Here is a 24,186-nt window from a genome sequence, read left to right as displayed (position 1 = left end):
GTACAGATAAAAAACTATACTACATAACTGAAGCAGGCATTTTTTCCTTAAACAAGGCCAATGATATGAAGACAAGGAACAGCATGATACTGATCATATAGAAAAAATTTCCTCCATCAATGTGTTCTATAACCAGGCCGCCAAAGAATGGACCTCCGATGCTGCCGAGACTAAAGAATATACTGCATAATAAATTCCCGGCAGGTAATAAGTTTCTAGGCAAAAGATCTGCCATATAACTGATTCCGAGCGAGAACGTCGAACCAACCATCATTCCGCCAAACATAAAGCAGATGAATAGGCCAAGCACTGAATAGGAATAAATCCCTGCAAGCGTGAATATGGCAAACCCTGAAATAAGAATCGTCAGCAAGGTCTTTCGCCGTCCAAAACGGTCACTGACCATCCCCAAGGGAATCTGGGTAAGCAGAGTCCCTGCAGAAAATGCCGGAATGATGATGGATACTGCGGTTAAATCAATTCCGGAGCGCAGGGCGAATACAGGGAAATTGCTATTCAATGAGGCTTCAAGCACACCAAATGTAAACGGAAGTAAAAAAGCGACCCAGGCTATGCGGCTTACTTTCGTAAACCTTTTGAGTGTGCCAAGGAATGATGTGCTTTCAGAATCATCCTGTTCAGGAAGCTCATTTCTAATAAGGAAAACAGTGGACCAAGCCAGAAGGCTAAGTATGGATGTGATGATGAAAGGCAAAGACTGATTGATCTCCAGAAGCTTCGTCATCAGCGGGCCAACCATGAAGCCAAGACTGAAGAAAAGTCCATAAATGGCAAGATTCCTTCCGCGCTTTGCAATTGGTGAAATGGCAGTGATCCATGTCTGTGTAGCAAAGTGAAGTGTATGATCGCCGATACCAATGAAGAAACGCAGTACGAACCAAAACCAGAATGATTTCCAGACAGGAAATAAGGCAAGTGATACAATGACCGTTATCCCGCCAAATAATATCAATGGCTTATAGCCGTATTTACGGAGTGGGGCTTCCATAAAAGGAGAAATCAATAGAATTCCAATATAAAGGGAGGCTGCATGAAACCCGTTTAGGGATGAGCTAATTCCTTCATTTTCAAAAATGATGGCAATGATCGGCAAAAGCATCCCTTGAGAAAACCCCGATATGCCGACAATTAAGATTAAAACGCTTAAAAGCAATTTATTATTCATAAAATCATGTCTCCTAAGAAATGTATACCTTCTTGATGTTACATCTTAGGAAGAGGATTAAGCAATAGAAATTTGGGTAAATATTGTCAAGAAGAGAGGTGTTGATAAATTTTCCTTTGTCATCACCCGAAGATTATGTATGATAGTTTTTGTTACATAAAAAGAACTATAGGATTGTGAGGAGAAGTATCGTGAATAAAATATTTTTGGGGCTTGTCCTGTTAGGCGTCCCTTTATCTGTCATTGGGTCATTATTGCATTGGCCGAGTGTAATCATGTTCATAGTATATTGCTTAACAATCGTGGCGCTGGCAGGCTTCATGGGCCGGGCCACTGAAAGCTTAGCGATCGTTATGGGACCAAGGATTGGCGGTCTCTTGAATGCAACCTTTGGTAATGCAGTAGAATTGATCATATCCATCTTTTCATTAAAGGCGGGGCTAGTAGGTGTCGTGTTGGCGTCTTTGACTGGTTCCGTTTTAGGAAATTTATTGTTGGTGGCAGGACTTTCATTCTTTATCGGAGGGACTAAATACAAACGGCAGAAGTTTAATGTATTCGATGCGAGGCATAATGCCGGTCTATTGATTTTTGCAGTAATTGTAGCCTTCGTCATACCGGAAGTATTCACACAAAATATGGGTGAATCAAGCACGATGTCGTTAAGTGTCGGAATTTCCATTATATTGATCTTATTATATCTTGCTGCATTATTCTTTAAATTGGTTACTCACCGCGGGGTATATCAGCATACAGAGAAACTCGAGGAACATGAAGAGGAAGTACCGGAGTGGAGCAGGAAAAAGGCAATTATAATACTTGCTGCCGCTACACTGGCTGTTGCTTACGTATCGGAAAAACTTGTCCATACGTTTAGCGAGGTGGGGGAAGCCTTCGGATGGTCGGAGTTATTCATCGGTGTCATTATCGTTGCGATCGTCGGTAACGCGGCAGAGCATGCTTCCGCCGTCATAATGGCCTATAAAAACAAAATGGATGTCGCTGTGGAGATAGCCGTTGGTTCCACGCTTCAAGTAGCGATGTTCGTTGCTCCTGTACTCGTATTGATTTCGTTAATGTATCCAACGCGTATGCCGCTTGTTTTCACAATGCCAGAACTGATATCAATGGTTACAGCAGTCTTTCTGATGATCATGATTTCTAATGACGGGGAAACGAACTGGTTTGAAGGCCTTACCTTATTGGCCGCTTACTTCATTATGGGAATAGGATTTTACTTATTATAAGAATGCAGGCCTTCCGATGTGGAAGGTCTTATTTTTTATAAAATTAAAATATAAAAATGACTCTGCTCAGGTTAGATTTAGCAGAGTCATTTCTATATTAGTAAATTACCATTCATAAGTTATTCCAGGATTTTTCATCATGCTTTTGAAAAAGTTGAGAAAATATTCTAGAGTGTCACACCATCCTTTTACATCAGATTTAAGTATAGGCGAATTCGTTTTCTGTCATCCTTTAAAGGGTTCCATGGATTGTTCGATAAGCATACCTCCTGAAGGTTTAATAGGTATGAACGATTTCGCCTCCTTTTTATAATGTAAAATAAGTATAACTGATTTAAATAGAAAAGTAAATATTCTGAACTTTACAAATTTATTACAAAGTTGAAATCGGAATGAAATGTATAGAATGTTGGCTAAAAACAAAATCTATAATCAATATGATTGAACCTTCAAAAGGAGTGCGACAGCATGAAAAGAACTATTATTATTACGATGATTGCCCTAATTGCCTTTATTCAGGCGAATGTAAGTTTTGCAGCTAATATACCAGAAGTCAAAGCAAATCCGAATAAGGTGAATATCCCACCTTCAGTATTGAATATTGCAAAGGAGAATACGTATCCGAACCCGACTCAGGATCTTCCAATGCTGCAGCCGAGTAATCTTGCCGAACAATTGATCGATTCGTCTGATATCAAGATTGAAAACCCAGAACTCATCCAAATGTTGAATGAATCCGCAATTGCAAAAGCCCCGCTTGCTTTTGGATACAGGGCGACCATTTACCTTGGCCATTGGGCCTTGAATTATGAGTCCTCGGAAACGGCACCAAACTGGGAATACCAAAAGATCAATACGAATTACTATGATAATCGCGGCGGTGAAGTCCCATATAAGATCCGTTATGTCCAGGAAAGTCAGAAGGCAGTGAGTGGCGGTCTGACAGCGAAAATTCCTAAGGCTGAGGATGTTCAAAAGATGATGTTGCTAAAAGCCACTGAAAAAACGAATTTACCATTGGCTTTTGAAACGATCATCGGAGCTGGTACGAAAAAAGATCAAGTATACAATGTTGCTTCAAATAGGATTGGTTACTTATCCAGTTTTGCTTCCGCCGTCAATGAAAAAGGCAAGGTCACATATGGGGAAGTATATTTGAACCTAAAAGGAAATAAAAGAACCATTACGATAAAGAACATCACTTCACAAGGCATCGGTGCATGGATACCGGTTCAGGACCATGTTTCCTTCAGCTTTACAGTCTCGCAGCAACCCAGGTAAATTGAAAAACTCGCCGGATTGGCGAGTTTTTCTTCATATGATTGACTTCCTTATCCTGAAGTCCTCCTTCGGGTAGTAGGCATTTTTGACGAGAACATTCGGGCCCAGACATTTGACTGCCGGGCAGTGGCAATTCAATTCATTGGCCAGTTTCGAATTCATCCATGTGTCATAGGAATCGGTCAAGGGCTGATCTTTGATATTCCCTAATGTAGGCGCGTCCCCGAAATCGGTCACGATCACTTCCCCGGTGAAAATATTGATGTTCAACCTGGAACGTCCATCAGGGTCATTTCTTACGGTTACTTTATGTGAACCATAAAGGCGTTGAAGCAGCTTTATATCCTCTTTACTATTATTGCAAGGATAAAATGGCAGGGTACCGAAAAGCATCCAAACATTTTCATCACGGATATCAAGCAAATGATGAATCGCTTCACGCATATTATCCAATGATAAAGTTTCAAGTGCCGAAGCGAAATCGCTTGGATACATCGGATGAATTTCATGCCTTTGACATCCCATTTCATCGACGATCTGTCTGTGAATATGTTCAAGATGAGGCAATGTCCGTTTATTAAGCATCGTTTCTGCAGATACCAGAACACCAGCTTTTGTCAGGGCACGGGAATTTTCGATCATTTTATCAAATAATTTCTTTCGCTGTTCCCGAGATGGTTTTCGGTCCATCATGGCAAAGCCGATATCAATGAATTCATCGATCGTTCCCCAGTTATGGGAAATGTGCAGAACATCCAAATAAGGAATGATTTCCTCATACCGTTCCAAGTCAAGGGTCAAATTGGAATTGATTTGTGTCCGTACCCCGCGGCTACGGGCATATTTCAATAGAGGCAAAACATAATTCTTCACTTGTTTTCTTGAAAGCATCGGTTCCCCGCCAGTGATGCTGAACGAGCGAAGCAAAGGGATCTCATCAAGGCGCTGAATCAGTAATTCCAGAGGCAGGGCATCCGGGTCCTTGGGCTGCAGTGTGTAACCAACGGCACAATGCTCACAACGCATATTGCAAAGGGTGGTGGTGGTGAACTCCACGTTGGTGAGGCTGAGTTTTCCATATTGTTCAACGTCCATATATGCTTCCCAAGGATCATACTTGGGTGTAATTGGTGTTAAAAGATCTTGCTTGATTATTGACATATTTAAAACTCCTTACGTAAAAATGCACTAACCCATTATGAACAATGGGAACAAAAATTGTCAAATGGCGGAGAGCTGTATTTATAGCTTGCCATTGCACTTTCAAGCAGATTTCGTTACGATGAAAGAAGAACGGAAGGAGAGTGCCTCATGGGAAAATCCATCACAGGTAAAAACGAACAATTAACATACTTAAAAGAACGCCTCACGATGTTCATGGAAGTTCTTGATCATATTGAACCGGAAAATACGGAGTTGGAAGATATAGACCGTTTAATCGGCATGATAGATGATTTGGAAGGCAAAGTGGAACAATTCAAAACCCGGGAAGACTAATATCTGTTTCGATAGTATGACTTTTTCAATGTTAATATTCATGAAGGGATGACGAGGAACCTCGTCATCCCTTTTTAATATCAAATCTTCTTGGAAATGATTGGTGATGATATTTGACTTATGGGCTATTTAAGGCGCTTTGATCATTTCTCTCCAAATTGCTGTTCATTAAGAAAAATAATTACTTGTTTTCGAAAGATTATGTTAGATGTATAATAAAACGGGTGTTGAATCATTCGCTATTTATAGAGAAGCAGGGAAATGATTAAATCTAATCTAGGGGAAATAAGAGGGGGAAGAGAAATTTGGATATTCAAAAATTCCAAGAAAGTATGTACAGTCTTATCGTTGAAACTTCAACGAATCTTCCAAAGGATGTTCGTCGTGCGGTCAAAAGTGCAAAACAACGTGAAAATGCAGGTACTCGTTCTGCATTAAGCTTGGACACCATCACGAATAATATTACAATGGCTGACGACAACGTATCACCGATTTGTCAGGATACTGGTCTGCCGACTTTTAAAATAAAAACTCCAGTTGGCGTGAACCAACTTGAAATAAAAAAAGCAATCCGAAATGCGATCATTTTAGCGACTAAAGGCGGAAAACTTCGTCCAAACGCAGTTGACTCTTTATCGGGTGAAAATAGCGGGGATAACCTTGGGGAAGGTCTTCCTGTCATTAAATTCGATCAATGGGAAAAAGACTATATTGATGTTCGACTTATCTTAAAAGGCGGCGGCTGTGAAAATAAAAACATCCAATACAGTCTGCCTATGGAACTTGAAGGATTGGGGAAAGCGGGCCGTGATTTGGACGGAATCCGTAAATGTGTCCTTCACTCTGTCTACCAAGCACAAGGACAAGGCTGCAGTGCCGGCTTCATTGGAGTTGGTATCGGAGGGGACCGTTCATCCGGATATGATCTGGCTAAGGCTCAACTTTTCCGCAGTAATGAAGATGTGAATCCGAATGAAGACCTTCGTAAACTTGAAGATTACATCATGAAGACAGCTAATGAATTGGGAATCGGCACGATGGGCTTTGGGGGCGAAACTACACTGCTTGGATGTAAAATCGGTGTCATGCACCGTATTCCGGCAAGCTTTTTCGTATCCGTTGCTTACAACTGCTGGGCATTCCGCCGTTTAGGAGTGAAAGTCAATCCTGAAACAGGTGAAATCAATGAGTGGTTGTATCAAGAAGGCGAGAAAATCGACTTTGCTTTAGAAGCAGAAAAAGCAGCGAAGGATGAAGTGGCAGCCGCTGCTGAACCGGACGTTAAAGCTTCCCGTGAAATCACCCTGCAAGCACCAATCACGGAAGAACAAATCCGTGAATTAAAAGTTGGTGACGTAGTTCATATTAACGGCAGAATGTATACAGGCCGTGACGCCATCCACAAGCATTTATCTGAAAATCCTGCACCAATCGACCTAGATGGACAAATCATCTATCATTGTGGCCCAGTTATGCTGAAGGACGAAGAAGGTAAATGGCATGTTAAGGCTGCGGGACCAACAACAAGTATTCGTGAAGAACCATACCAAGGCGATATCATGAAACGATTCGGCATCCGTGCAGTTATCGGTAAAGGCGGAATGGGTCCAAAAACACTAGAGGCACTAAGTGAACACGGCGGCGTTTATCTAAATGCAATCGGCGGGGCTGCTCAATATTATGCAGACTGCATCAAATCCGTCGAAGGTGTGAACTTCACCGAATTTGGTATTCCAGAAGCGATGTGGCACCTGAATGTTGAAGGATTTACTGCCGTAGTTACCATGGATTCACATGGAAACAGCCTGCATAAAGACGTTCAGCAATCTTCATTGGAAAAATTGGCACAATTCAAAGAACCAGTATTTAAATAATTGTATGGAAAAAGACGCTCACCAAACGGTTGAGCGTCTTTTGCATATCTTACTCTTCGGTTTCCGGCAGTGGATCGATCCTTGAAGCATCCTCTAAATTCAATCCACTTTTCACAAAATGAATAAACACTCCGCCGCCTAAACCAAGACAACCAACAAAGCCTATAGTGATAACCCATTCCAGCATTATATTCCCCCCTTGCTAAATGTATATGAAAAAAAAGGCGATAATTAACTAAAAAAAGTACAATCTTTTGGAACGCTCGCACATACATTAGAAGAGAAAGGGGGGATTTTCATGCAGAATAGCTATATCTTATTCTTTATCGCCATGTTATCCGGTTTTGCTTTCATCCAACTTCCTGTGGCAAATACGATTTTCTCCGGTCTTGAAACATTCCTTGACGTAGTCGGAATTGTAATCGTTCTCATTTTCGCTATCGCTATTATTTGGAAGGCGGCACAAGCGTTATTTAAAGGATAAACAAAGCATAGGGGGCCAATCCTTTTTTTGGAGGATGGGCCTTTTTTTGTGTGGGATTAAGGTTATAATTCAGCCTAGAGCAGCAGAAATCGTCCAACCGGATAATTCGCCCCACGGAGCGAGATTCGACCTTCGCAATATCATGCATATAAATCTCTATGTTCCAAACACTAAGAAAAAAGGACATGGGGGATATTCAAATGAAAAAAATCGTGATTTTATCCGCTTTTATATGCTTGATATGCTCTTTGGCAAGTCCAGCTTTTGCAGAATCCTATAACTGGGGCTTCAATAAAGGGAAAAATGGGACACCTGCCGATGCTGGTAAAAACTTCAATGAGATGCTGCCTAAATATGAGGCGATTTATAAAGGGGATACAAAGAAAAAAGATATATACTTAACGTTTGATAACGGTTATGAAAATGGGTACACGGCGCAGATTCTGGATGTTCTGAAGAAACATAAGGCTCCTGGGGCTTTTTTCGTCACAGGTCATTATTTAAAAACGGCACCCGAGCTTGTTGTACGTATGGCTAATGAGGGGCATATCGTAGGAAACCATTCATGGAACCATCCGGATATGACCAGCGTGACGGACGATGTGATACGCATGGAGCTTGAGCGGGTAAAAAAAGCAACGGAAAAATTAACGGGGCAAAAAGGAATGAATTACTTAAGGCCGCCTCGTGGGGTATTTAATGAGAGAACAATGAGAATCGCAAAAAAAGAAGGGTATTACCACATCTTCTGGTCACTGGCATATAAAGACTGGATTGTTGATCAACAAAAGGGTGCCGCGTTCGCACACGATGAAGTGCTTAAGCAGATTCATCCCGGCGCGATTTTATTACTGCATACCGTCTCGAAGGATAATGCGGAAGCATTGGACTCGATTTTGACGGATCTTGAAAAGCAGGGGTACACATTCAGTAGCCTTGATGATTTAATGATTGAGAAACAGTTGCCGAACCGAATGCTTTATTAAAATGAGAAGCGGGTCCTGTAGTGATAATTCAGGTCCCGCTTTTATCCATTCTCTTCAATTTCAAGTAATATTTCTGGAAACATGCTATAATACGTGGAAAACTGCTAAAGGATGGATCGCTTGTGTGGACAGAAAAATTACAGGTTCAAGGACCCTATAATTTCGATCTAGTTCTCGAACGATTATCGTTAGACCCACTTCAGGTAGTTGATTTTACTAACAGGACGGTAAAAGTTCCGCTATATATAGAAACAGAACCAATCGTTTTGCAGGTTCAGGCAATAGGAAATATCGATGAACCATCTTTCATCATCAAAGGTCATTCAGAGGTTTACAAGTCAAAAGCAATCGAACGGTTAAAAAAGGTTTTTCATTGGCATCAGCCATTAGAAGGCGTTTCCCGGCATTTCGGGGAATCAGATTTACGGGAAATCTTCGAAGAGCATCGCGGTACTGCCATAGTCTTGGACTTCGATTACTACAGTTGCCTCGTCAAATGCATCATACATCAGCAATTAAACTTATCCTTTGCCCATACGCTCACGGAACGATTCGTTAAAACCTTCGGCTACCAGATGGAAGGTGCCTGGTTTTATCCGACACCGGAAACAACAGCCCAACTTCAAATCGAACAATTAAGAGCCATTCAATTCAGTGGCCGGAAAGCCGAATATGTCATCGGACTTTCCGAGAAGATCATTCAAGGCCATCTCAACCTTGATATAATGGAAAAGCTATCCGATCAAGAGGTTATGGATACACTAATAAAAATACGCGGTATCGGTAGATGGACGGCTGAAAACTTCCTGCTTTTTGGACTTGGCCGGCCGAACCTATTTCCTAAAGCCGATATTGGCATTCAAAATGCCTTGAAAATATTATATGGCTTACCGCAAAAGCCAACCCAAGAAGAAATGGAGTCCTATAGTGTGAAATGGGCTCCATATCTAAGCTACGCTTCCCTCTATTTGTGGAGAAGCATTGAAAAACGGAGTGAAAAGAAATGACAAACATTCAAGATACAAAACTGGAAATGAATCAAACCCTTCCCCTTACGATTAAACGGCTTGGCATTAACGGGGAGGGAGTCGGTTATTTCAAAAAGAAAGTCGTCTTCGTCCCAGGTGCATTGCCTGGTGAAGAAATTGTAGCTTTGGTCACAAAGGTTCAGCCAAACTTCACCGAGGCGAAAATAAAAACCATCCGTAAAGAATCACCGCATCGCATTGCAGCGCCATGTCCGATTTACGCTGAATGCGGCGGATGTCAGTTACAGCATTTAAGCTATACCCAACAGCTTATTGAAAAACGCGATATCGTCATTCAAGCGATGGAACGTCATTCAAAATTCCCAGTTTCTTCATTAAATGTAAAAGAAACGATCGGCATGGAAGATCCTTGGAATTACCGCAACAAAAGTCAGTACCAAGTCGGCCAAAAAGATGGCAAATTGATTGCTGGCCTTTACGGCTTGAATTCCCACACACTGATCGATATCCCGAATTGCCTTGTACAGCATAAGGCAACAAATAAGGTAACGCGTACAGTGAAAAAGATACTAAAGAACTTGAACATCTCGATTTATAACGAAAGAAAAAGAAAAGGTGTTATCCGTACGGTCATTACACGGGTAGGCTTTGAAACAGGTGAAGTACAGGTTGTCCTCGTTACTGGTGCGGAGGAAATTCCACAAAAAGATCAGTTACTTAAACAAATTCGTGACCAACTGCCAGAAGTGAAATCGGTCGTTCAAAACATCAACAACCAGAACACATCACTTATCTTTGGCGAAAAAACGATTCACCTGGCAGGCGAAAAAGTCATCAACGAAACATTGGGTGACCTATCATATGAACTATCAGCCCGTACATTCTTCCAGCTTAACCCGGTCCAAACTGTTCGCTTATATGATGAAGTGAAAAAAGCAGCAGCCTTAACCGGCACGGAAAAAGTGGTTGACGCTTATTGCGGTGTCGGTACCATTGGCCTATGGCTGTCTGAAAATGCCAAAGAAGTCAGAGGAATGGACGTCATTAAAGAATCCATTGAGGACGCCAAGAAAAATGCAAAAAAACATAAACGCAACAATGTATTCTATGAAACAGGCAAAGCCGAGAATATCCTTCCACGCTGGACCAAAGAAGGCTGGAAACCGGACGTACTGGTCGTCGACCCGCCAAGATCCGGCTGTGATCAATCATTACTGCAGACAATCTTGAAAGTTAAACCAAAAACCATTGTGTACGTATCATGCAACCCGTCCACATTGGCGAAGGACTTACAAGAACTGGGCTCTTCTTATCGCGTGGAGGTCATGCAGCCAGTGGACATGTTCCCGCAGACGAGCCATGTTGAAGTAGTAACCTCATTGAAGCTGATTAAAGAATAAGCAGAGTGATCCGGGAATCTGTAAAAGGTTCTCGGATTTTAATCTGCGTTTATTTCCATCCATTTGTGAAATAATGAAAGTACTGTGAAAATCGAGAAATACATAGGAGGGTTTTGGATGCATAATCATGATATATTAATACGATTAAGATATGCGCTGGATATTAAAAATAAAGATATGGTAGAGATATTTAAGCTCGGGGATATTGAAGTGACAAAAGAAGAAGTCATGCAGATGCTCACAAAACCAAAAGATGATTTTTATGATGAATATGATGAATATGATGATGATATGGATGAAGATGGGGTAAACTGCAATAACATGATGTTAGAGTCCTTTTTAAATGGTTTGATCATTTTTAAAAGAGGGAGACAAGAGCCAAAACCTGGTCAGCCTCAAAGTCAGGCACCGGCTGTAAAGAATAAGGAAAGTGTGAATAATATCCTTCTGAAGAAACTGAAAATAGCATTGACATTAACCAGCGAGGATATGATTGATATCTTGGACGAAGCAGGTGTCATGATAACCAAAGGGGAATTAAGCGCTATATTAAGAAAAGTGGGTCATAGGAATTATAAAGAGTGCGGGGATCGATACGCCAGGAATTTCTTAAAAGGATTAACTTTGAGATATAGGGGATAAGGGTTCAGTAACTGTTTTTATCATGCACATCATTACAATTAGGCTTTGATTTCGTGAAAAGTACTTTTCCGATTTCAGGGTCTTTTTCTTTTCGTATGAACGTTATTGAAGTCATTGGAAAGTGCGAAACAGTTAAAATAGCAGAAGTCACCCTTAAGGCACCTTCGCACGTCCATTAACCTTAAAAAAGTCTGGTTTTGCGAAATTAGTATGGCTTCAAATTAGTGATCCTATCTTTTGCACGTTCCAATGCTTCGTCATTGATGTCATATACAGATACGTTGAATCCTTTGAAGGCGGTTTGAAATGCGATCTGACTTCCTAAAACACCGCTTCCGGCAATCGTGATATTTTTATATTTCACAGCCATTCTCCTTTATTTCTTTGAATATCTCTTCTTGTTAATTATTTCACATATCTTGAAAATAGATGCAGGAATTATCTTGATATACGTTATTTTCCCTTAATGAAACCTGATAATCGTATGTTAAGAACGTAACAACCATTATCAGATGTAGAACATTCTTCATAACTTTTTTGATCTCTTTGTACTTGAACGTCACTTCAATATCCTGAGTTGATCAGTAGCTCTCTTTTTAATGTTGTAATGGACTTAAGCGTCCATTAGTACAATGTAAAACAGACAAAAAAGAGGATGATTAATCCCCTTAGTTTACTTGTCTTCATTTGTTTGTTCATCAGGTTTTTGGACGATTTCTTTTAATTCCCCAATGTCACCTTTTGCATTAATAATCTCAAAAATCTCATTTAGGCCTTCCGAGGTTTTTTCATCTTCTTTTTTCAAAATAACCCTCCTTAGTTGTGTTTATTTGTTAAGGTCTCCAAAAAACAGAAGATAAAACATCATTTACCTAGAAAAATATTCTCCTCGTATTTCCGTTGATATAAGCGCATTTTAGGCGGATCTTTATTGTAAAACTACAAAAATTCCGATTTTTTTGTCCGCACAATATGGACAACATTAAAATTATCTATTATTATGATTGTTATAACTCTTAGTATAAAGGGGTTTATGTTAATACCGTGTGTATTTATGGAGAAGACACGTGTATTTTTGAAAAAAAGAAAAAAATACAATATTTTTTAAATAGGGGTAAAACATATAAAGATCCTGCATTTATTCCAACCATCAATGAGGGGGTATTTTAAATGTCAAGTGAAATATTAAATAAATTTTTGAAAGAAAATTTGGAAGATTTAAAAGAAAAGGGACTATACAACGTTATTGATCCGGTGGAAGGTCCAAATGGTCCGGTAATCACCATTGCAGGCAGGGAGCTAATTAATTTATCATCCAATAATTATTTAGGCTTAGCAACAGATCGACGATTAATAGAGGCTTGCATAGAAGCGACGAAAACATATGGTGTCGGTGCCGGTGCCGTTCGAACGATCAACGGAACATTGGATATTCACGTCAAATTAGAAGAAAAGCTTGCCGAGTTTAAACATACAGAAGCAGCCATTGCTTATCAATCTGGATTTAACTGTAATATGGCAGCGATTTCAGGAGTGATGGATAAACACGATGCCATTCTATCAGATGAACTGAATCATGCTTCAATCATTGATGGATGTCGATTATCCAAGGCGAAAATTATTCCCTTTATCCATTCCGACATGGACGATTTACGGACAAAAGCACGTCAAGCTAAGGAGTCCGGATTGTATAACAAAGTCATGATTATTACCGATGGAGTTTTCTCGATGGACGGGGATATTGCCAAGCTTCCTGAAATTGTGGAGATTGCAGAAGAGTTTGACTTAATTACTTATGTTGATGATGCACATGGATCGGGCGTATTAGGTAATGGTGCAGGAACGGTAAAACATTTTGGTTTATCGGATAAAGTGGATTTCCAAATTGGAACATTATCCAAAGCCATTGGTGTTGTTGGAGGCTATGTAGCAGGAAAGAAAGATTTGATTGATTGGTTAAAGGTGAGAAGCCGTCCATTTTTATTTTCAACGGCTGCCACACCGGGAGCAGTTGCAGCTAGTATAGAAGCCATCGATATTTTGATGAATAGCTCAGAACTTCAAAATAAGCTGTGGGAAAACAGCGATTACTTGAAAAAAGGCCTGAAAGAATTAGGGTTTGATATCGGGGGGAGCGAAACCCCGATTACGCCTTGCATCATAGGAGATGAAGCAAAAACGCAGCAATTCAGCAAGAGGCTGAATGAAGAAGGTGTGTATGCTAAATCCATCGTATTCCCTACCGTTCCAAAGGGTACAGGAAGAGTGAGGAATATGCCTACTGCTGCTCATACAAAAGAAATGCTGGACCGTGCAATTGCCATTTATGAAAAAGTAGGAAAAGAGATGTCGATCATATAAGAGATTGCTTGTTTCAGAGTTTAAAACATAGGGAGGGATTTTTGATGAAAAAGGTCTTAGTAACGGGGGCTTTAGGTCAAATTGGTTCAGAACTGACGTTGAAAATGAGAGAGATTTATGGAGCTGACAATATCATTGCAACAGATATTCGAAAAACGGACAGCGATGTTGCCCAATCAGGTCCATTTGAGATTTTAGATGTTACAGATGAAAAAGCGATGTTTAACATGGCAAAAAAACATGAAGTGGATACAATTATACATTTAGCCGCTTTATTGTCAGCAACAGCTGAAAAGAAACCTCTTTTAGCTTGGCATTTAAACATGGGCGGATTGGTCAATGCTTTGGAATCTGCACGGGAACTCGATTGCCAATTATTCACACCTAGTTCCATTGGTGCGTTTGGTCCAACCACTCCTAAAGATTGGACACCGCAAGACATCATTCAACGACCGAATACGATGTACGGAGTGAATAAAGTATCCGGAGAGTTATTATGTGATTATTATCATCATAAATTTGGGGTTGATACGAGGGGGCTTCGATTCCCGGGACTGATTTCGTATGTAACACCTCCTGGCGGTGGAACTACCGACTATGCAGTGGAAATTTACTATGAAGCGATTAAAAACAAGCGATATACTTCTTACATTGATAAGGGAACGTATATGGATATGATGTATATGCCTGATGCTTTAGCTGCCATCATTAATCTAATGGAGGCAGATGCCTCAAAATTAAAACATCGCAATTCTTTCAATGTGTCAGCCATGAGCTTTGATCCGGAGCAAATTGCAGCCGAGATTAAAAGGCATATTCCGGAATTTGTCATGAATTATGATGTCGATCCTGTAAGACAATCCATTGCCGATAGTTGGCCAAATACAATAGATTCAACTTGTGCAAAGGAAGAATGGGGATTCAAGGCGGAATATGATTTAGAGAAAATGACGAATGATATGTTGTTGAAGCTGAGATTAAAGTCCCTTTTAGTAACAGCATGAATTAAACTGCCAGCCGAATAAAAGAGTTGCAATACTCTTTTATTCGAGTTATTTTATACAGAGGAATTTTAACGATTAAGGGGTAGGCTGTTATAAACGATAAAAAGTAAGCGCTTTCTATGACACCTTGAACAGAATTAAGATATAACATGAAATTTGATAGTAATCTTTCTAACTGTCAGGAATGCTTAAGAGTGAAGAATGATTTTATGAGGCAGCTTTAAGAAAGATTAAAAAAAGTGGAGCCTGCTATATCATTTCTATACTAAATAGGGAGTGTATTAAGCATCTTGCATTAAATTTCGACTATTAGTGGTGTAGGGGGAAATGGAATGGCAAACAAAGATTTGAATAGGGACTTGAAAGGTCGTCATATTCAGATGATCGCTTTGGGCGGAACTATTGGTGTCGGTTTATTTATGGGTTCAGCCAGCACGATTCAATGGACAGGTCCGTCAGTAATGTTAGCTTATGCGATCTCTGGGATTTTTATATTCTTAATCATGCGTGCAATGGGGGAAATGTTGTATTTAGAGCCAAGTACAGGTTCATTTGCAACATTTGGTTATAAGTACATTCATCCATTGGCAGGGTATATGACTGCATGGAGTAACTGGTTCCAGTGGGTTATTGTCGGGATGGCAGAAATTATTGCAGTGGGGACGTACATGCAGTATTGGTTCCCTGATCTCCCGGCTTGGATTCCAGGTTTAATCGCAATGGTGATTCTTGGAGCAGCGAACTTAATTTCCGTTAAATCCTTTGGGGAAATTGAATTTTGGTTTGCACTGATTAAAATCGTAACGATTATATTAATGATCGTTGCAGGATTTGGACTTATTTTCTTTGGAATCGGTAATGGAGGGGAAGCCTTAGGATTATCGAATCTTTGGGAACATGGCGGTTTATTTACAGGTGGTTGGAAGGGCTTCTTCTTTGCTCTCTCACTGGTGGTTGCCGCTTATCAAGGTGTAGAATTAATCGGGATTACGGCTGGTGAAGCAAAAGATCCGCAAAAAACGATAACCAAAGCGATTCAAAGTACCATTTGGCGTATTTTAATTTTCTATATCGGTGCGATTTTCATTATTGTAACCGTTTACCCTTGGGATCAATTAAGTGCGATTGGCAGTCCATTTGTTGCTACTTTTGCGAAAGTTGGTATCACGGCAGCAGCTGGAATCATTAATTTTGTCGTAATCACGGCTGCTATGTCTGGCTGCAATAGTGGTATTTACAGTGCAGGACGTATGCTTTACACATTAGGGATGAATGGCCAAGCGCCAAAATTCTTTGCGAAAGTATCTAATAGCGGTGTACCTTTATTCGGTACGTTCGGAGTGATAGTCGGGTTAGCAATTGGGGTTGTTTTAAGTTATATTGCACCAGAAAATTTATTTGTGCATGTATATAGTGCGAGTGTACTTCCTGGTATGATTCCGTGGTTTGTCATTCTGATCAGTCAAATTCAATTCAGGAAAATTAAAAAAGCTGAAATGCACAATCATCCATTCAAAATGCCTTTTGCACCTGTGACAAACTACCTGACCATCGCTTTCTTGATTATGGTATTAATCGGTATGTGGTTTAATGATGACACACGTATATCACTAATGGTTGGAATAGGTTTTCTGGCTATCGTTGTAATTAGTTATTTCGCTTTTGGAATAGGCAAGCGTGTACAAGCCGATGCTCAGACAATGGCTCAGAAGGAGGATAAAGTGGGTTAATCAATAATTCACTTCGGGTTTTGAAAAGGGTTGCTTCGGCAGCCCTTTTCCCATGAAACTAAAAGGGCAGTTTAGTTTTAACAAGAGATGATAAAATGGTAGTTGAAGATGAAAGTTGTGCTGTAGATATTGCTTGTTGGATATATGAGGTGTATAGTGACCTTGGATATACCGAGAAGCAACTAAAAAACAGTAAGTAATGGTTCTTGTTGAGCTCCCTTCGTTAAAAGCTTTCTGGGCTATGATGACTGGAAAAAGTCAGGGCAATCTAGTTAATGATATCAGGATACGTTTCCGCCAAAGTTTAGCGTAAGATAACTGCGATGTTATTACTTCTTAAGATAGAATGTTAAAAATCATAAGAAAAGGAGACATTGACAATGACAACTTCAAAGAAGAATTTGAGGACTTGCGAAAAGGGTCACAATTACTATAAATCCAGCGACTGTCCGACCTGCCCTGTATGTGAGCAAGAACGCAAACCTGACACCGGATTTCTTTCATTGCTTTCGGCACCAGCCAGACGAGCAATGGAAAACAATGGGGTAACCTCCTTACATCAGCTATCAACATATAGTGAAAAAGAGATTTTGAAGTTTCACGGTATGGGACCAGCTTCTTTACCTAAACTTAGGGATGCTCTGGAGACAGGTGGGTTATCATTCAAAGATTAACCACCTAGAATGTTTAATCATGCAGGAACGCCTTTTATGCCTGCTGGTGCCATACATTCAATTTCTTTCATCAAGTCATAGGGTCTTTATGTAAATAAGGGATCAGGAACATCTTTTTTTATGGACATCATCCTTGTTAAACTGATAGTAACTCTAAAAAGTGAGGTAACGAAAAATCATGAGTTCCTATACTCCCTATTATGAATTCAATCGAAAAAAGTGGGCATCTTTGCGGAACCATACCCCTCTTCCTTTAACTGAAGAAGAATTTGATAACTTAAAAGGAATAAATGAAGAAATATCCATTCAGGAAGTGGAAGAGGTTTACTTGCCCTTGACTCGTTTAATCAATTTATATGTTGAAGCATCTCAGCAGCTTAATACAGCCACTTCTTCATTTCTAAAAACTAATGATAAAAAAGCACCTTATATCATTGGAATTGCAGGGAGTGTTGCTGTAGGAAAGAGTACGACAGCAAGGTTACTTCAGACCTTATTATCTAGATGGGATAATCATAGAAACGTAGGTCTTGTCACTACTGACGGCTTTTTGTACCCAAATGATCTTTTAGAAGAAAAAGGACTGATGAAAAGAAAAGGGTTTCCTGAAAGTTATGATACTCAAAAATTAATTAATCTTATCGGGGATGTAAAAGCAGGAAAAAATAAAGTGGAAGTTCCAATCTACTCACATTTGAAGTATGACATTTTGCAAAATGAAGTACAGACTATCTGTAATCCGGATATTTTAATAGTGGAAGGTATTAATGTTCTTCAAGTTGATAAGGAAAATCAAGTATTCGTCAGTGACTTTTTTGATTTCTCACTTTATGTAGATGCAGACGCAAATGACATAGAGCGGTGGTATGTTGAAAGGTTCCTTTTACTTCAAAAGACCGCATTTCAAAGTCCCGAATCCTATTTCCATCGTTATATTGACTTGTCTAAAGAACAAGCCATTAAACAAGCGACCCAAATTTGGGAAGAAATTAATTTGAAAAATTTACATGAAAATATACTGCCGACAAAAGGCCGGGCAAAACTCGTTTTAAAAAAAGGATCAGATCACAAAGCTGAAAAGATCTATTTGCGAAAATGATAACTGAAATGCAGATGATTATGTATTAGAAATAATGTTTTTTTGTAATAACAATAAAGGATAAAATTTCCTTTATGGGGGACTATGCAATAAGTCTTAAAATTAGGAATATTATCTATGGTCGTACCTTATATTGGTTTAATTATCAGTAATTATTGGTATTGTTATAATATCTAATTATTGGGTGAAATTTATGATCCAAGTTAAAAAGGTAGTAGTTTAGCAGTTTCAGGAAGGTCCTTGTTTTTTCGGGAAATGGTTACAGAAACTTCTAATTTCACTTCCGATTTTGTCAATAATTGTGTATTTTCGTTACTTTTTCTGATGTGTCAATATTATTTCACTAACAGTTTCTTCCTTCAATAAGGGGAAGCAGCTGAAGAAATATTTTTCTTCGACTATCATGGCGGATAAGTTTAAGCTAATTTCTTCACAAAAACAATTTTTTAACAAAAAAAGTAATAGTAGAATATTTTAATCTATGAAATAATAATAATAGATTATGATATAGTTATAAGGAGACAGAAAAGGTGTGTTCCTAGTTCGTGCCTGGCTTTTGGTGACACCTAAACAGGAGCGCCTACATCTTTTTTGCAAATATAGGGGATAAGGAAGGTTATAATGAGCAACATACAGAAACAAACAGACGTTATCTTAATTGGCGGCGGAGTCATGAGCGCGACTTTGGGATCATTACTGAAAGAGTTAGCACCGGAATGGGAAATCAAAGTATTTGAGAAGCTTGCAAACTCAGGAGAAGAAAGCTCTAACGAATGGAATAATGCGGGTACGGGACATTCTGCACTGTGCGAGCTTAACTATACATCCGAAAAATCTGACGGATCTATAGATATTAGCAAAGCAATTAAAATTAATGAACAGTTCCAAGTTTCATTGCAGTTTTGGTCGTATCTTGTAAACTGTAAGCTGATTGATAATCCGCAAGACTTTATCATGCCATTGCCTCATATGAGTATGGTTCAAGGGGATAAAAATGTAGCGTTCTTAAAGAAACGTTTTGAAGCGCTGTCAAAAAATCCTCTGTTCCAAGGTATGGAGTATTCCGATGACCCAGCAAAACTGATGGAATGGATTCCACTTATTATGCAAGACCGTCCATCGAATGATTCTATAGCGGCAACAAAAATTGATTACGGTACAGACGTTAACTTTGGTGCTTTAACACGCATGTTGTTTGACCATCTTAAGACTAAAAACGTCGATATCAAATATAAACATAGTGTTGATAATGTTAAACGTGCCAGCGATGGCTCATGGGAATTAAAAGTGCGTAATGTCGATACTGGTAGCGTAGAACGCCATAATGCTAAATTCGTCTTTATCGGAGGCGGGGGCGGAAGCTTGCATTTGCTGCAAAAATCCGGTATTCCTGAAGGGAAACATATCGGCGGATTCCCAGTAAGCGGATACTTCATGGTATGTAATAATCCTGAAGTTGTTGAGCAGCATCATGGAAAAGTATACGGAAAAGCTAAAGTTGGTGCACCGCCAATGTCTGTTCCGCATCTTGATACACGTTTTATCGACAATAAAAAATCGTTGCTATTTGGACCATTTGCGGGCTTCTCACCGAAGTTCCTAAAAACAGGTTCAATGTTCGATTTAATAACTTCCGTAAAACCGAATAATGTTTTAACTATGTTGGCGGCAGGCGCAAAAGAGATGTCATTGACAAAATACCTGATCCAACAGGTTATGTTATCGAAAGAACAGCGCATGGAAGAGTTACGAGAGTTCATCCCGAACGCTAAGAGCGAGGATTGGGATTTAGTAGTAGCTGGCCAACGTGTACAAGTTATCAAAGATACTGCAGAAGGCGGCAAAGGTACACTTCAATTTGGAACGGAAGTTGTCAGTGCCTCCGATGGCTCGATTGCAGCATTGCTAGGTGCATCTCCAGGTGCTTCTACTGCTGTTCACGTTATGCTTGAGGTAATTAATAAATGCTTCCCGCAACGTATGAAAGAGTGGGAACCGAAAATTAAAGAAATGATTCCTTCTTATGGAGAGTCACTAATGGAAAATCCAGAGCTTCTGCATGAAATTCAAACTTCAACTTCAGGGACGCTTGGTCTGAGCAAAAAAAAAGAGCTAGTTTATAGTTAATTTTTGGATATGGAAGCAACATTGAAATAAAAAACAACAGAACCTTTAATCTATCTTTGATTGAAGGTTCTTTTTTTTTGTCTTGATGCCTTATTCAATTAAGGGTGCTTACTTCGAAAAGGAAGGTTGCTGAGGCAGCCTTTTTCTTATGACTAAAGGGCACAGTATAGTTTAATAAGAAAAATCAATAAGGGATGCTATTATAGCATCCCCAAAGATTCTAATATGTATTTGAATTTATTTGGGAAATGGTCTCTTTATCGCAAATGACGAAGCTGTGCATCGTCAGGAATTCGTTCATCTAACTTTTGGTTTATGTTAAGATCACCACGATCTGCTACCAGTGTGGCTCCATTATTTAGAAGATCTATGAACGCATCACGATAGGTTCGCCATTCATCTTGTTTAGAAATCTCATACATGGTTTCTTCATACTTCGTGCTCATAAGTTCAGAATACATATGGATGACTCCATGAGAAAATAATGATCGTACTGCAGCGTGGGAGATCATTTCTTGTGTAGGAATAAACTCAATCACCTTTACACGCTCGAATGGCGGTCTTAATATATTTCAAGATTGGACCTGAATGGTTAATGGCCCCAAGCATGGGTCCTTTCCTTTTCGAAAAACTTGTCATACCTGTAGGGCTTGTCGTTCCTTTTGGTGCTCTATTTTTGGCGCTTCTCATTGGATACGGGCTTCTTGAATTCTTGGGTGTACTGATGCAGCCAATCATGAGGCCGATATTTAAAACGCCGGGGCGTTCAGCAGTTGATATGGTCGCTGATTTAGCAGGAAGCTACTCTATTGGTATGCTTATTACGAATCGACTATATAAAGAAGGAAAATGCAAGCTTAAAGAAGCCGCTATTATTGCAACGGGTTTTTAAACCGTTTCAGCAACGTTCATGATCGTTGTAGCAAAAACTCCCGGGCCTATGGACATATGGTCCCTTTTCTTTTGGGTTTCTTTAGGGATAACGTATCTTGTCACTGCCATTACCGTACGTATTTGGCCATTAAATAAAATGAGCGACGATTATTATTCGGATAATGCGGATCCAGAAGAAGTTATCAAAGAAGGATTTTTTTAAAATGTCTGGAACAGTGCGATGGTGGAGTACAAATAAACGAATCTTAATTCGATTCAAATCGAACAGGTGCGTTCGTATTATAAGGTCGGCCAGTAAAAATTACTGGTTGACCTTTTTAAATAGAATCCTTTATATCAGCAGCCAGGGGGAGGACGTACGGGTGCGCGGATTTGAAGCTAGGGGTACTAGTTAGTAAGTAGCGGGGGGGAAAACAATGAATGGTCTGGAAGTGGCAAAAGGGGGAGAGTCAAGTTCAGGCATTAGATCAATGTAAACCGTATGGGAAGAGTTTTTCAATGAAGCATATCATACTATAACGAATGATCTAGTTCTTCGGGCCTTAATAAGAAAATACAATTGGTGGGAACAAAAAGGCTGTAAAGTACTTCTTCAAGAAAGCTTAGCGGTCAAAATATGTTTCTAATCTCGCGCCAGTACAGTGGATAAGAATCTGGTTAACCTAAAGCCATTAAAGAGTTGAAAAAAGAGAAAGCATAACTGATGGTATGCTACATAGACAACAGAAGTATCTGATTAACATAGTGGAGTAATATCTTCGGTTTATAAAGAAGAGAGTCCATTCTATGCTAGGATTAAAAAAAGTTCGAACAGCAAAGAGATCATCTGCGGAGTGGGGGTGAATACATATGCAAAAAAAGGACAACTTCAACAAAAATCTCTCAAAAGCGAGATTGAATTCATATATAAATTATTTGGAGCAGCACCATCATTCTTATATGAAAACGATATTGAGGTTATATGTGTCTAACAAAACATATTTATATTTTTCTAGAGTTTCGACATTATATTGACAATAATATAGTTACTCATTAGAATTGAAAATGATTCTCAATATGGTACTGGAGGCACCAATATTATGTCAAAAAGAAGAAACAGTAAACAAGTGTTATTTATATCCGCAATCGTTTTAATTTTATCAACGCTTTTACTTGGATGCACAAATGAATCAAAAGAAAATTCAACTTCAAATAAAGACAGTAAAGACATGCTTACTTTGGCTTGGCCTAGGGATATAGGTGAAATGAATCCGCATGTCTATAATCCTTCTCAATTATTCGCTACATCAATGATATATGAACCTTTGGTTAGCTACCAAGATGGAGGCGAGCTGAAACCGCATTTAGCTGAATCTTGGGAAATTTCCAAGGATGGGAAGGAATATACGTTCAACCTCCGTCAAGATGTGAAATTTTCTGACGGTACAAGCTTTAATGCTGAAATTGTGAAAAAGAACTTTGATACTATATTGAAAAATGTTGATTTACATAGTTGGTTGGGCTTTATTCCGAAAGTGGATCAAACGGAAGTAATTGACCAAAACACGTTTAAACTAACATTAAAGGAGCCATATTATCCTACTATTCAAGAGTTAGCCGTCGTTCGTCCAGTCCGTTTCTTAGGTGATGCTGGATTCCCTAAAGATGGTGACACTTCTAAAGGTGTTGCAAAACCAGTCGGTACAGGCCCATGGGTTTTGGAAGAATATAAAGCAGATGAATATGCTATTTTCAAACGCAATGAAAATTATTGGGGTGAACTTCCTAAAGTAAAGAAAATCAAAGTCAAGATCATTCCTGATGCTGAAACCCGTGTTCTTGCTTTTGAAAAAGGTGACCTTGACCTTATTTATGGTGAAGGTGTTATCAGTCTAGATGCTTTCAAACAATTAGAAACATCAGGTACCTATGAGACTAGTATTTCTGATCCGGTTGCGACAAGACAACTAGTTATGAATACGAAGAAAGAACAACTTTCAGATTTACGTGTTCGTCAAGCGTTACAATATGGATTTAATAAAAAAGCAATGGTTGAAGGAGTTACTTCTGGGTTGGAAGAGAAGGCAGATTTTATTTTACCGACAAACTTCCCTTATACTTCAGACATTGATGTAACAGCGATTGATTATAATGTCGAAAAAGCAAAAGCTTTATTAGATGAAGCAGGATGGAAGCTTCCAAAAGGAAAAAACGTTCGTGAGAAAGACGGAAAACCACTTGAAATCGAGTTAATGTACGACTCTGCAGAATCGATTCAAAAAGCAATGGCCGAAACATTACAATCTGAGTGGGCGGCACTAGGTGTTAAATTAAACATCGTTGGAGTTGAGCTTACGGTACAAATTGAAAGATTTAAAGCTAATGATTTTGAATTGAATTTCTTTAGTAACTATGGCGCACCATATGATCCACATACTTTCGTAAACATCGTTGGTTCAGAAGGATTTGGTTTTAACGAAGCCATTTCATCTTATCCGAACAGAGATAAGTTGTTAAAACAAATTGCAGATGTTCCTAGAACAACAGATGAAAAAGAACGTCAAGAACTTTACTCAACTATCTTGGAATCACTACAAGACCAAGGAGCGATTGTGCCTATTTCTTATATTAAGAAAATAGCTATTTACCAAAAAGATGTATCTAATTTTACATTCCCTGCAAACCGGGATGAACATCCATTCACAGGAATTAGCATCGAGAAGTAAGTTACA

21 protein-coding genes and 2 pseudogenes are annotated in these 24,186 nt (G+C 39.3%); 17 read left to right on the top strand and 6 right to left on the bottom strand.

Going from position 1 to position 24,186, the window contains the following annotated elements:
* Window positions 1-19: 19 nt before the first annotated feature.
* Entirely contained in the window at window positions 20-1,186 is a 1,167-nt protein-coding gene (locus ACFX4I_RS09785) for an MFS transporter (RefSeq protein ID WP_144550463.1), read from the bottom strand.
* Window positions 1,187-1,374: 188 nt separating this feature from the next.
* Here ACFX4I_RS09785 and cax point away from each other — a divergent pair, with 188 nt between their 5' ends.
* Complete coding sequence (gene cax, locus ACFX4I_RS09780; RefSeq protein WP_230300459.1) at window positions 1,375-2,433, top strand: calcium/proton exchanger; 1,059 nt, start codon at window positions 1,375-1,377, stop codon at window positions 2,431-2,433.
* Between the two features lie 468 nt (window positions 2,434-2,901).
* Window positions 2,902-3,714 (top strand): YfkD famly protein, encoded by an 813-nt coding sequence (locus ACFX4I_RS09775; protein WP_283932542.1) that lies wholly within the window; start codon window positions 2,902-2,904, stop codon window positions 3,712-3,714.
* Window positions 3,715-3,747: 33 nt separating this feature from the next.
* Here ACFX4I_RS09775 and yfkAB read toward each other — a convergent pair whose 3' ends face one another.
* A complete protein-coding gene (yfkAB, locus tag ACFX4I_RS09770) occupies window positions 3,748-4,875 on the bottom strand; it encodes a radical SAM/CxCxxxxC motif protein YfkAB (protein ID WP_377420298.1) in 1,128 nt (375 codons plus the stop codon).
* A gap of 150 nt (window positions 4,876-5,025) precedes the next feature.
* Between yfkAB and ACFX4I_RS09765 the strand changes: the two genes are divergently transcribed.
* Together ACFX4I_RS09765 and ACFX4I_RS09760 are read left to right on the top strand one after the other, a co-directional pair.
* On the top strand, window positions 5,026-5,211 hold the full coding sequence (locus ACFX4I_RS09765) for an SE1561 family protein (RefSeq protein ID WP_034305661.1): 186 nt from the start codon (window positions 5,026-5,028) through the stop codon (window positions 5,209-5,211).
* 305 nt (window positions 5,212-5,516) lie between these two features.
* Window positions 5,517-7,085, top strand: coding sequence for a fumarate hydratase (locus ACFX4I_RS09760; RefSeq protein WP_283900615.1), 1,569 nt, complete (start codon window positions 5,517-5,519; stop codon window positions 7,083-7,085).
* Window positions 7,086-7,134: 49 nt separating this feature from the next.
* Here the strand turns inward: ACFX4I_RS09760 and ACFX4I_RS09755 are convergent, their stop codons facing one another.
* Window positions 7,135-7,272, bottom strand: a complete 138-nt coding sequence (locus ACFX4I_RS09755; protein ID WP_230300357.1) for a hypothetical protein — start codon at window positions 7,270-7,272, stop codon at window positions 7,135-7,137.
* Between the two features lie 111 nt (window positions 7,273-7,383).
* Between ACFX4I_RS09755 and ACFX4I_RS09750 the strand changes: the two genes are divergently transcribed.
* From ACFX4I_RS09750 to ACFX4I_RS09730, 5 genes are all read left to right on the top strand, one after another.
* Window positions 7,384-7,569: a hypothetical protein gene (locus tag ACFX4I_RS09750; protein WP_230300358.1), complete on the top strand. Its 186-nt coding sequence runs from the start codon at window positions 7,384-7,386 to the stop codon at window positions 7,567-7,569.
* A gap of 200 nt (window positions 7,570-7,769) precedes the next feature.
* The gene (pdaA, locus tag ACFX4I_RS09745) at window positions 7,770-8,555 is read left to right on the top strand and encodes a delta-lactam-biosynthetic de-N-acetylase (protein WP_377420295.1); all 786 of its coding nucleotides are present in this window, start codon (window positions 7,770-7,772) and stop codon (window positions 8,553-8,555) included.
* A gap of 122 nt (window positions 8,556-8,677) precedes the next feature.
* Complete coding sequence (locus ACFX4I_RS09740; protein WP_377420293.1) at window positions 8,678-9,562, top strand: DNA-3-methyladenine glycosylase family protein; 885 nt, start codon at window positions 8,678-8,680, stop codon at window positions 9,560-9,562.
* On the top strand, window positions 9,559-10,944 hold the full coding sequence (gene rlmD, locus ACFX4I_RS09735; protein WP_230300361.1) for a 23S rRNA (uracil(1939)-C(5))-methyltransferase RlmD: 1,386 nt from the start codon (window positions 9,559-9,561) through the stop codon (window positions 10,942-10,944). Before ACFX4I_RS09740 ends, rlmD begins: the two co-directional genes overlap by 4 nt.
* A gap of 117 nt (window positions 10,945-11,061) precedes the next feature.
* Window positions 11,062-11,586, top strand: coding sequence for a YehS family protein (locus ACFX4I_RS09730; RefSeq protein ID WP_377420291.1), 525 nt, complete (start codon window positions 11,062-11,064; stop codon window positions 11,584-11,586).
* Between the two features lie 211 nt (window positions 11,587-11,797).
* Here the strand turns inward: ACFX4I_RS09730 and ACFX4I_RS09725 are convergent.
* Window positions 11,798-11,950, bottom strand: a pseudogene (locus ACFX4I_RS09725) (3-hydroxyacyl-CoA dehydrogenase NAD-binding domain-containing protein); the annotation flags it as partial.
* Window positions 11,951-12,259: 309 nt separating this feature from the next.
* Window positions 12,260-12,391 carry a hypothetical protein gene (locus ACFX4I_RS09720; RefSeq protein WP_309519410.1) on the bottom strand — a complete coding sequence of 44 codons (132 nt, stop codon included), beginning with the start codon at window positions 12,389-12,391 and terminating at the stop codon, window positions 12,260-12,262.
* A 365-nt stretch (window positions 12,392-12,756) separates the two neighbouring features.
* Between ACFX4I_RS09720 and ACFX4I_RS09715 the strand changes: the two genes are divergently transcribed.
* From ACFX4I_RS09715 to ACFX4I_RS09690, 6 genes are all read left to right on the top strand, one after another.
* Window positions 12,757-13,947, top strand: a complete 1,191-nt coding sequence (locus ACFX4I_RS09715) for a glycine C-acetyltransferase (RefSeq protein WP_230300364.1) — start codon at window positions 12,757-12,759, stop codon at window positions 13,945-13,947.
* Between the two features lie 44 nt (window positions 13,948-13,991).
* A complete protein-coding gene (locus ACFX4I_RS09710) occupies window positions 13,992-14,951 on the top strand; it encodes an L-threonine 3-dehydrogenase (protein WP_230300365.1) in 960 nt (319 codons plus the stop codon).
* A gap of 332 nt (window positions 14,952-15,283) precedes the next feature.
* A complete protein-coding gene (locus ACFX4I_RS09705; protein WP_141992658.1) occupies window positions 15,284-16,681 on the top strand; it encodes an amino acid permease in 1,398 nt (465 codons plus the stop codon).
* Between the two features lie 380 nt (window positions 16,682-17,061).
* A complete protein-coding gene (locus ACFX4I_RS09700; RefSeq protein WP_230300366.1) occupies window positions 17,062-17,355 on the top strand; it encodes an RNA polymerase alpha subunit C-terminal domain-containing protein in 294 nt (97 codons plus the stop codon).
* Window positions 17,356-17,533: 178 nt separating this feature from the next.
* The gene (gene coaA / locus ACFX4I_RS09695) at window positions 17,534-18,454 is read left to right on the top strand and encodes a type I pantothenate kinase (RefSeq protein WP_377420289.1); all 921 of its coding nucleotides are present in this window, start codon (window positions 17,534-17,536) and stop codon (window positions 18,452-18,454) included.
* A 621-nt stretch (window positions 18,455-19,075) separates the two neighbouring features.
* Window positions 19,076-20,581: a malate:quinone oxidoreductase gene (locus ACFX4I_RS09690; protein ID WP_230300368.1), complete on the top strand. Its 1,506-nt coding sequence runs from the start codon at window positions 19,076-19,078 to the stop codon at window positions 20,579-20,581.
* Window positions 20,582-20,838: 257 nt separating this feature from the next.
* Here the strand turns inward: ACFX4I_RS09690 and ACFX4I_RS09685 are convergent, their stop codons facing one another.
* On the bottom strand, window positions 20,839-21,042 hold the full coding sequence (locus tag ACFX4I_RS09685; RefSeq protein WP_283932547.1) for a hypothetical protein: 204 nt from the start codon (window positions 21,040-21,042) through the stop codon (window positions 20,839-20,841).
* A gap of 92 nt (window positions 21,043-21,134) precedes the next feature.
* On the opposite strand from ACFX4I_RS09685, the pseudogene ACFX4I_RS09680 reads away from it, so the two are divergent.
* Window positions 21,135-21,662 (top strand): annotated as a pseudogene (locus tag ACFX4I_RS09680) (YjiH family protein); the annotation flags it as partial.
* Window positions 21,663-22,554: 892 nt separating this feature from the next.
* Window positions 22,555-24,180 carry a nickel ABC transporter substrate-binding protein gene (gene nikA / locus ACFX4I_RS09675; RefSeq protein ID WP_377420287.1) on the top strand — a complete coding sequence of 542 codons (1,626 nt, stop codon included), beginning with the start codon at window positions 22,555-22,557 and terminating at the stop codon, window positions 24,178-24,180.
* Window positions 24,181-24,186 lie beyond the last annotated feature (6 nt).

It is taken from the genome of Peribacillus sp. YIM B13472 (genome assembly GCF_042788005.1).
Classification (GTDB): domain Bacteria; phylum Bacillota; class Bacilli; order Bacillales; family DSM-1321; genus Peribacillus; species Peribacillus simplex_E.
This window is presented reverse-complemented; position numbering and strand designations above follow the sequence as displayed.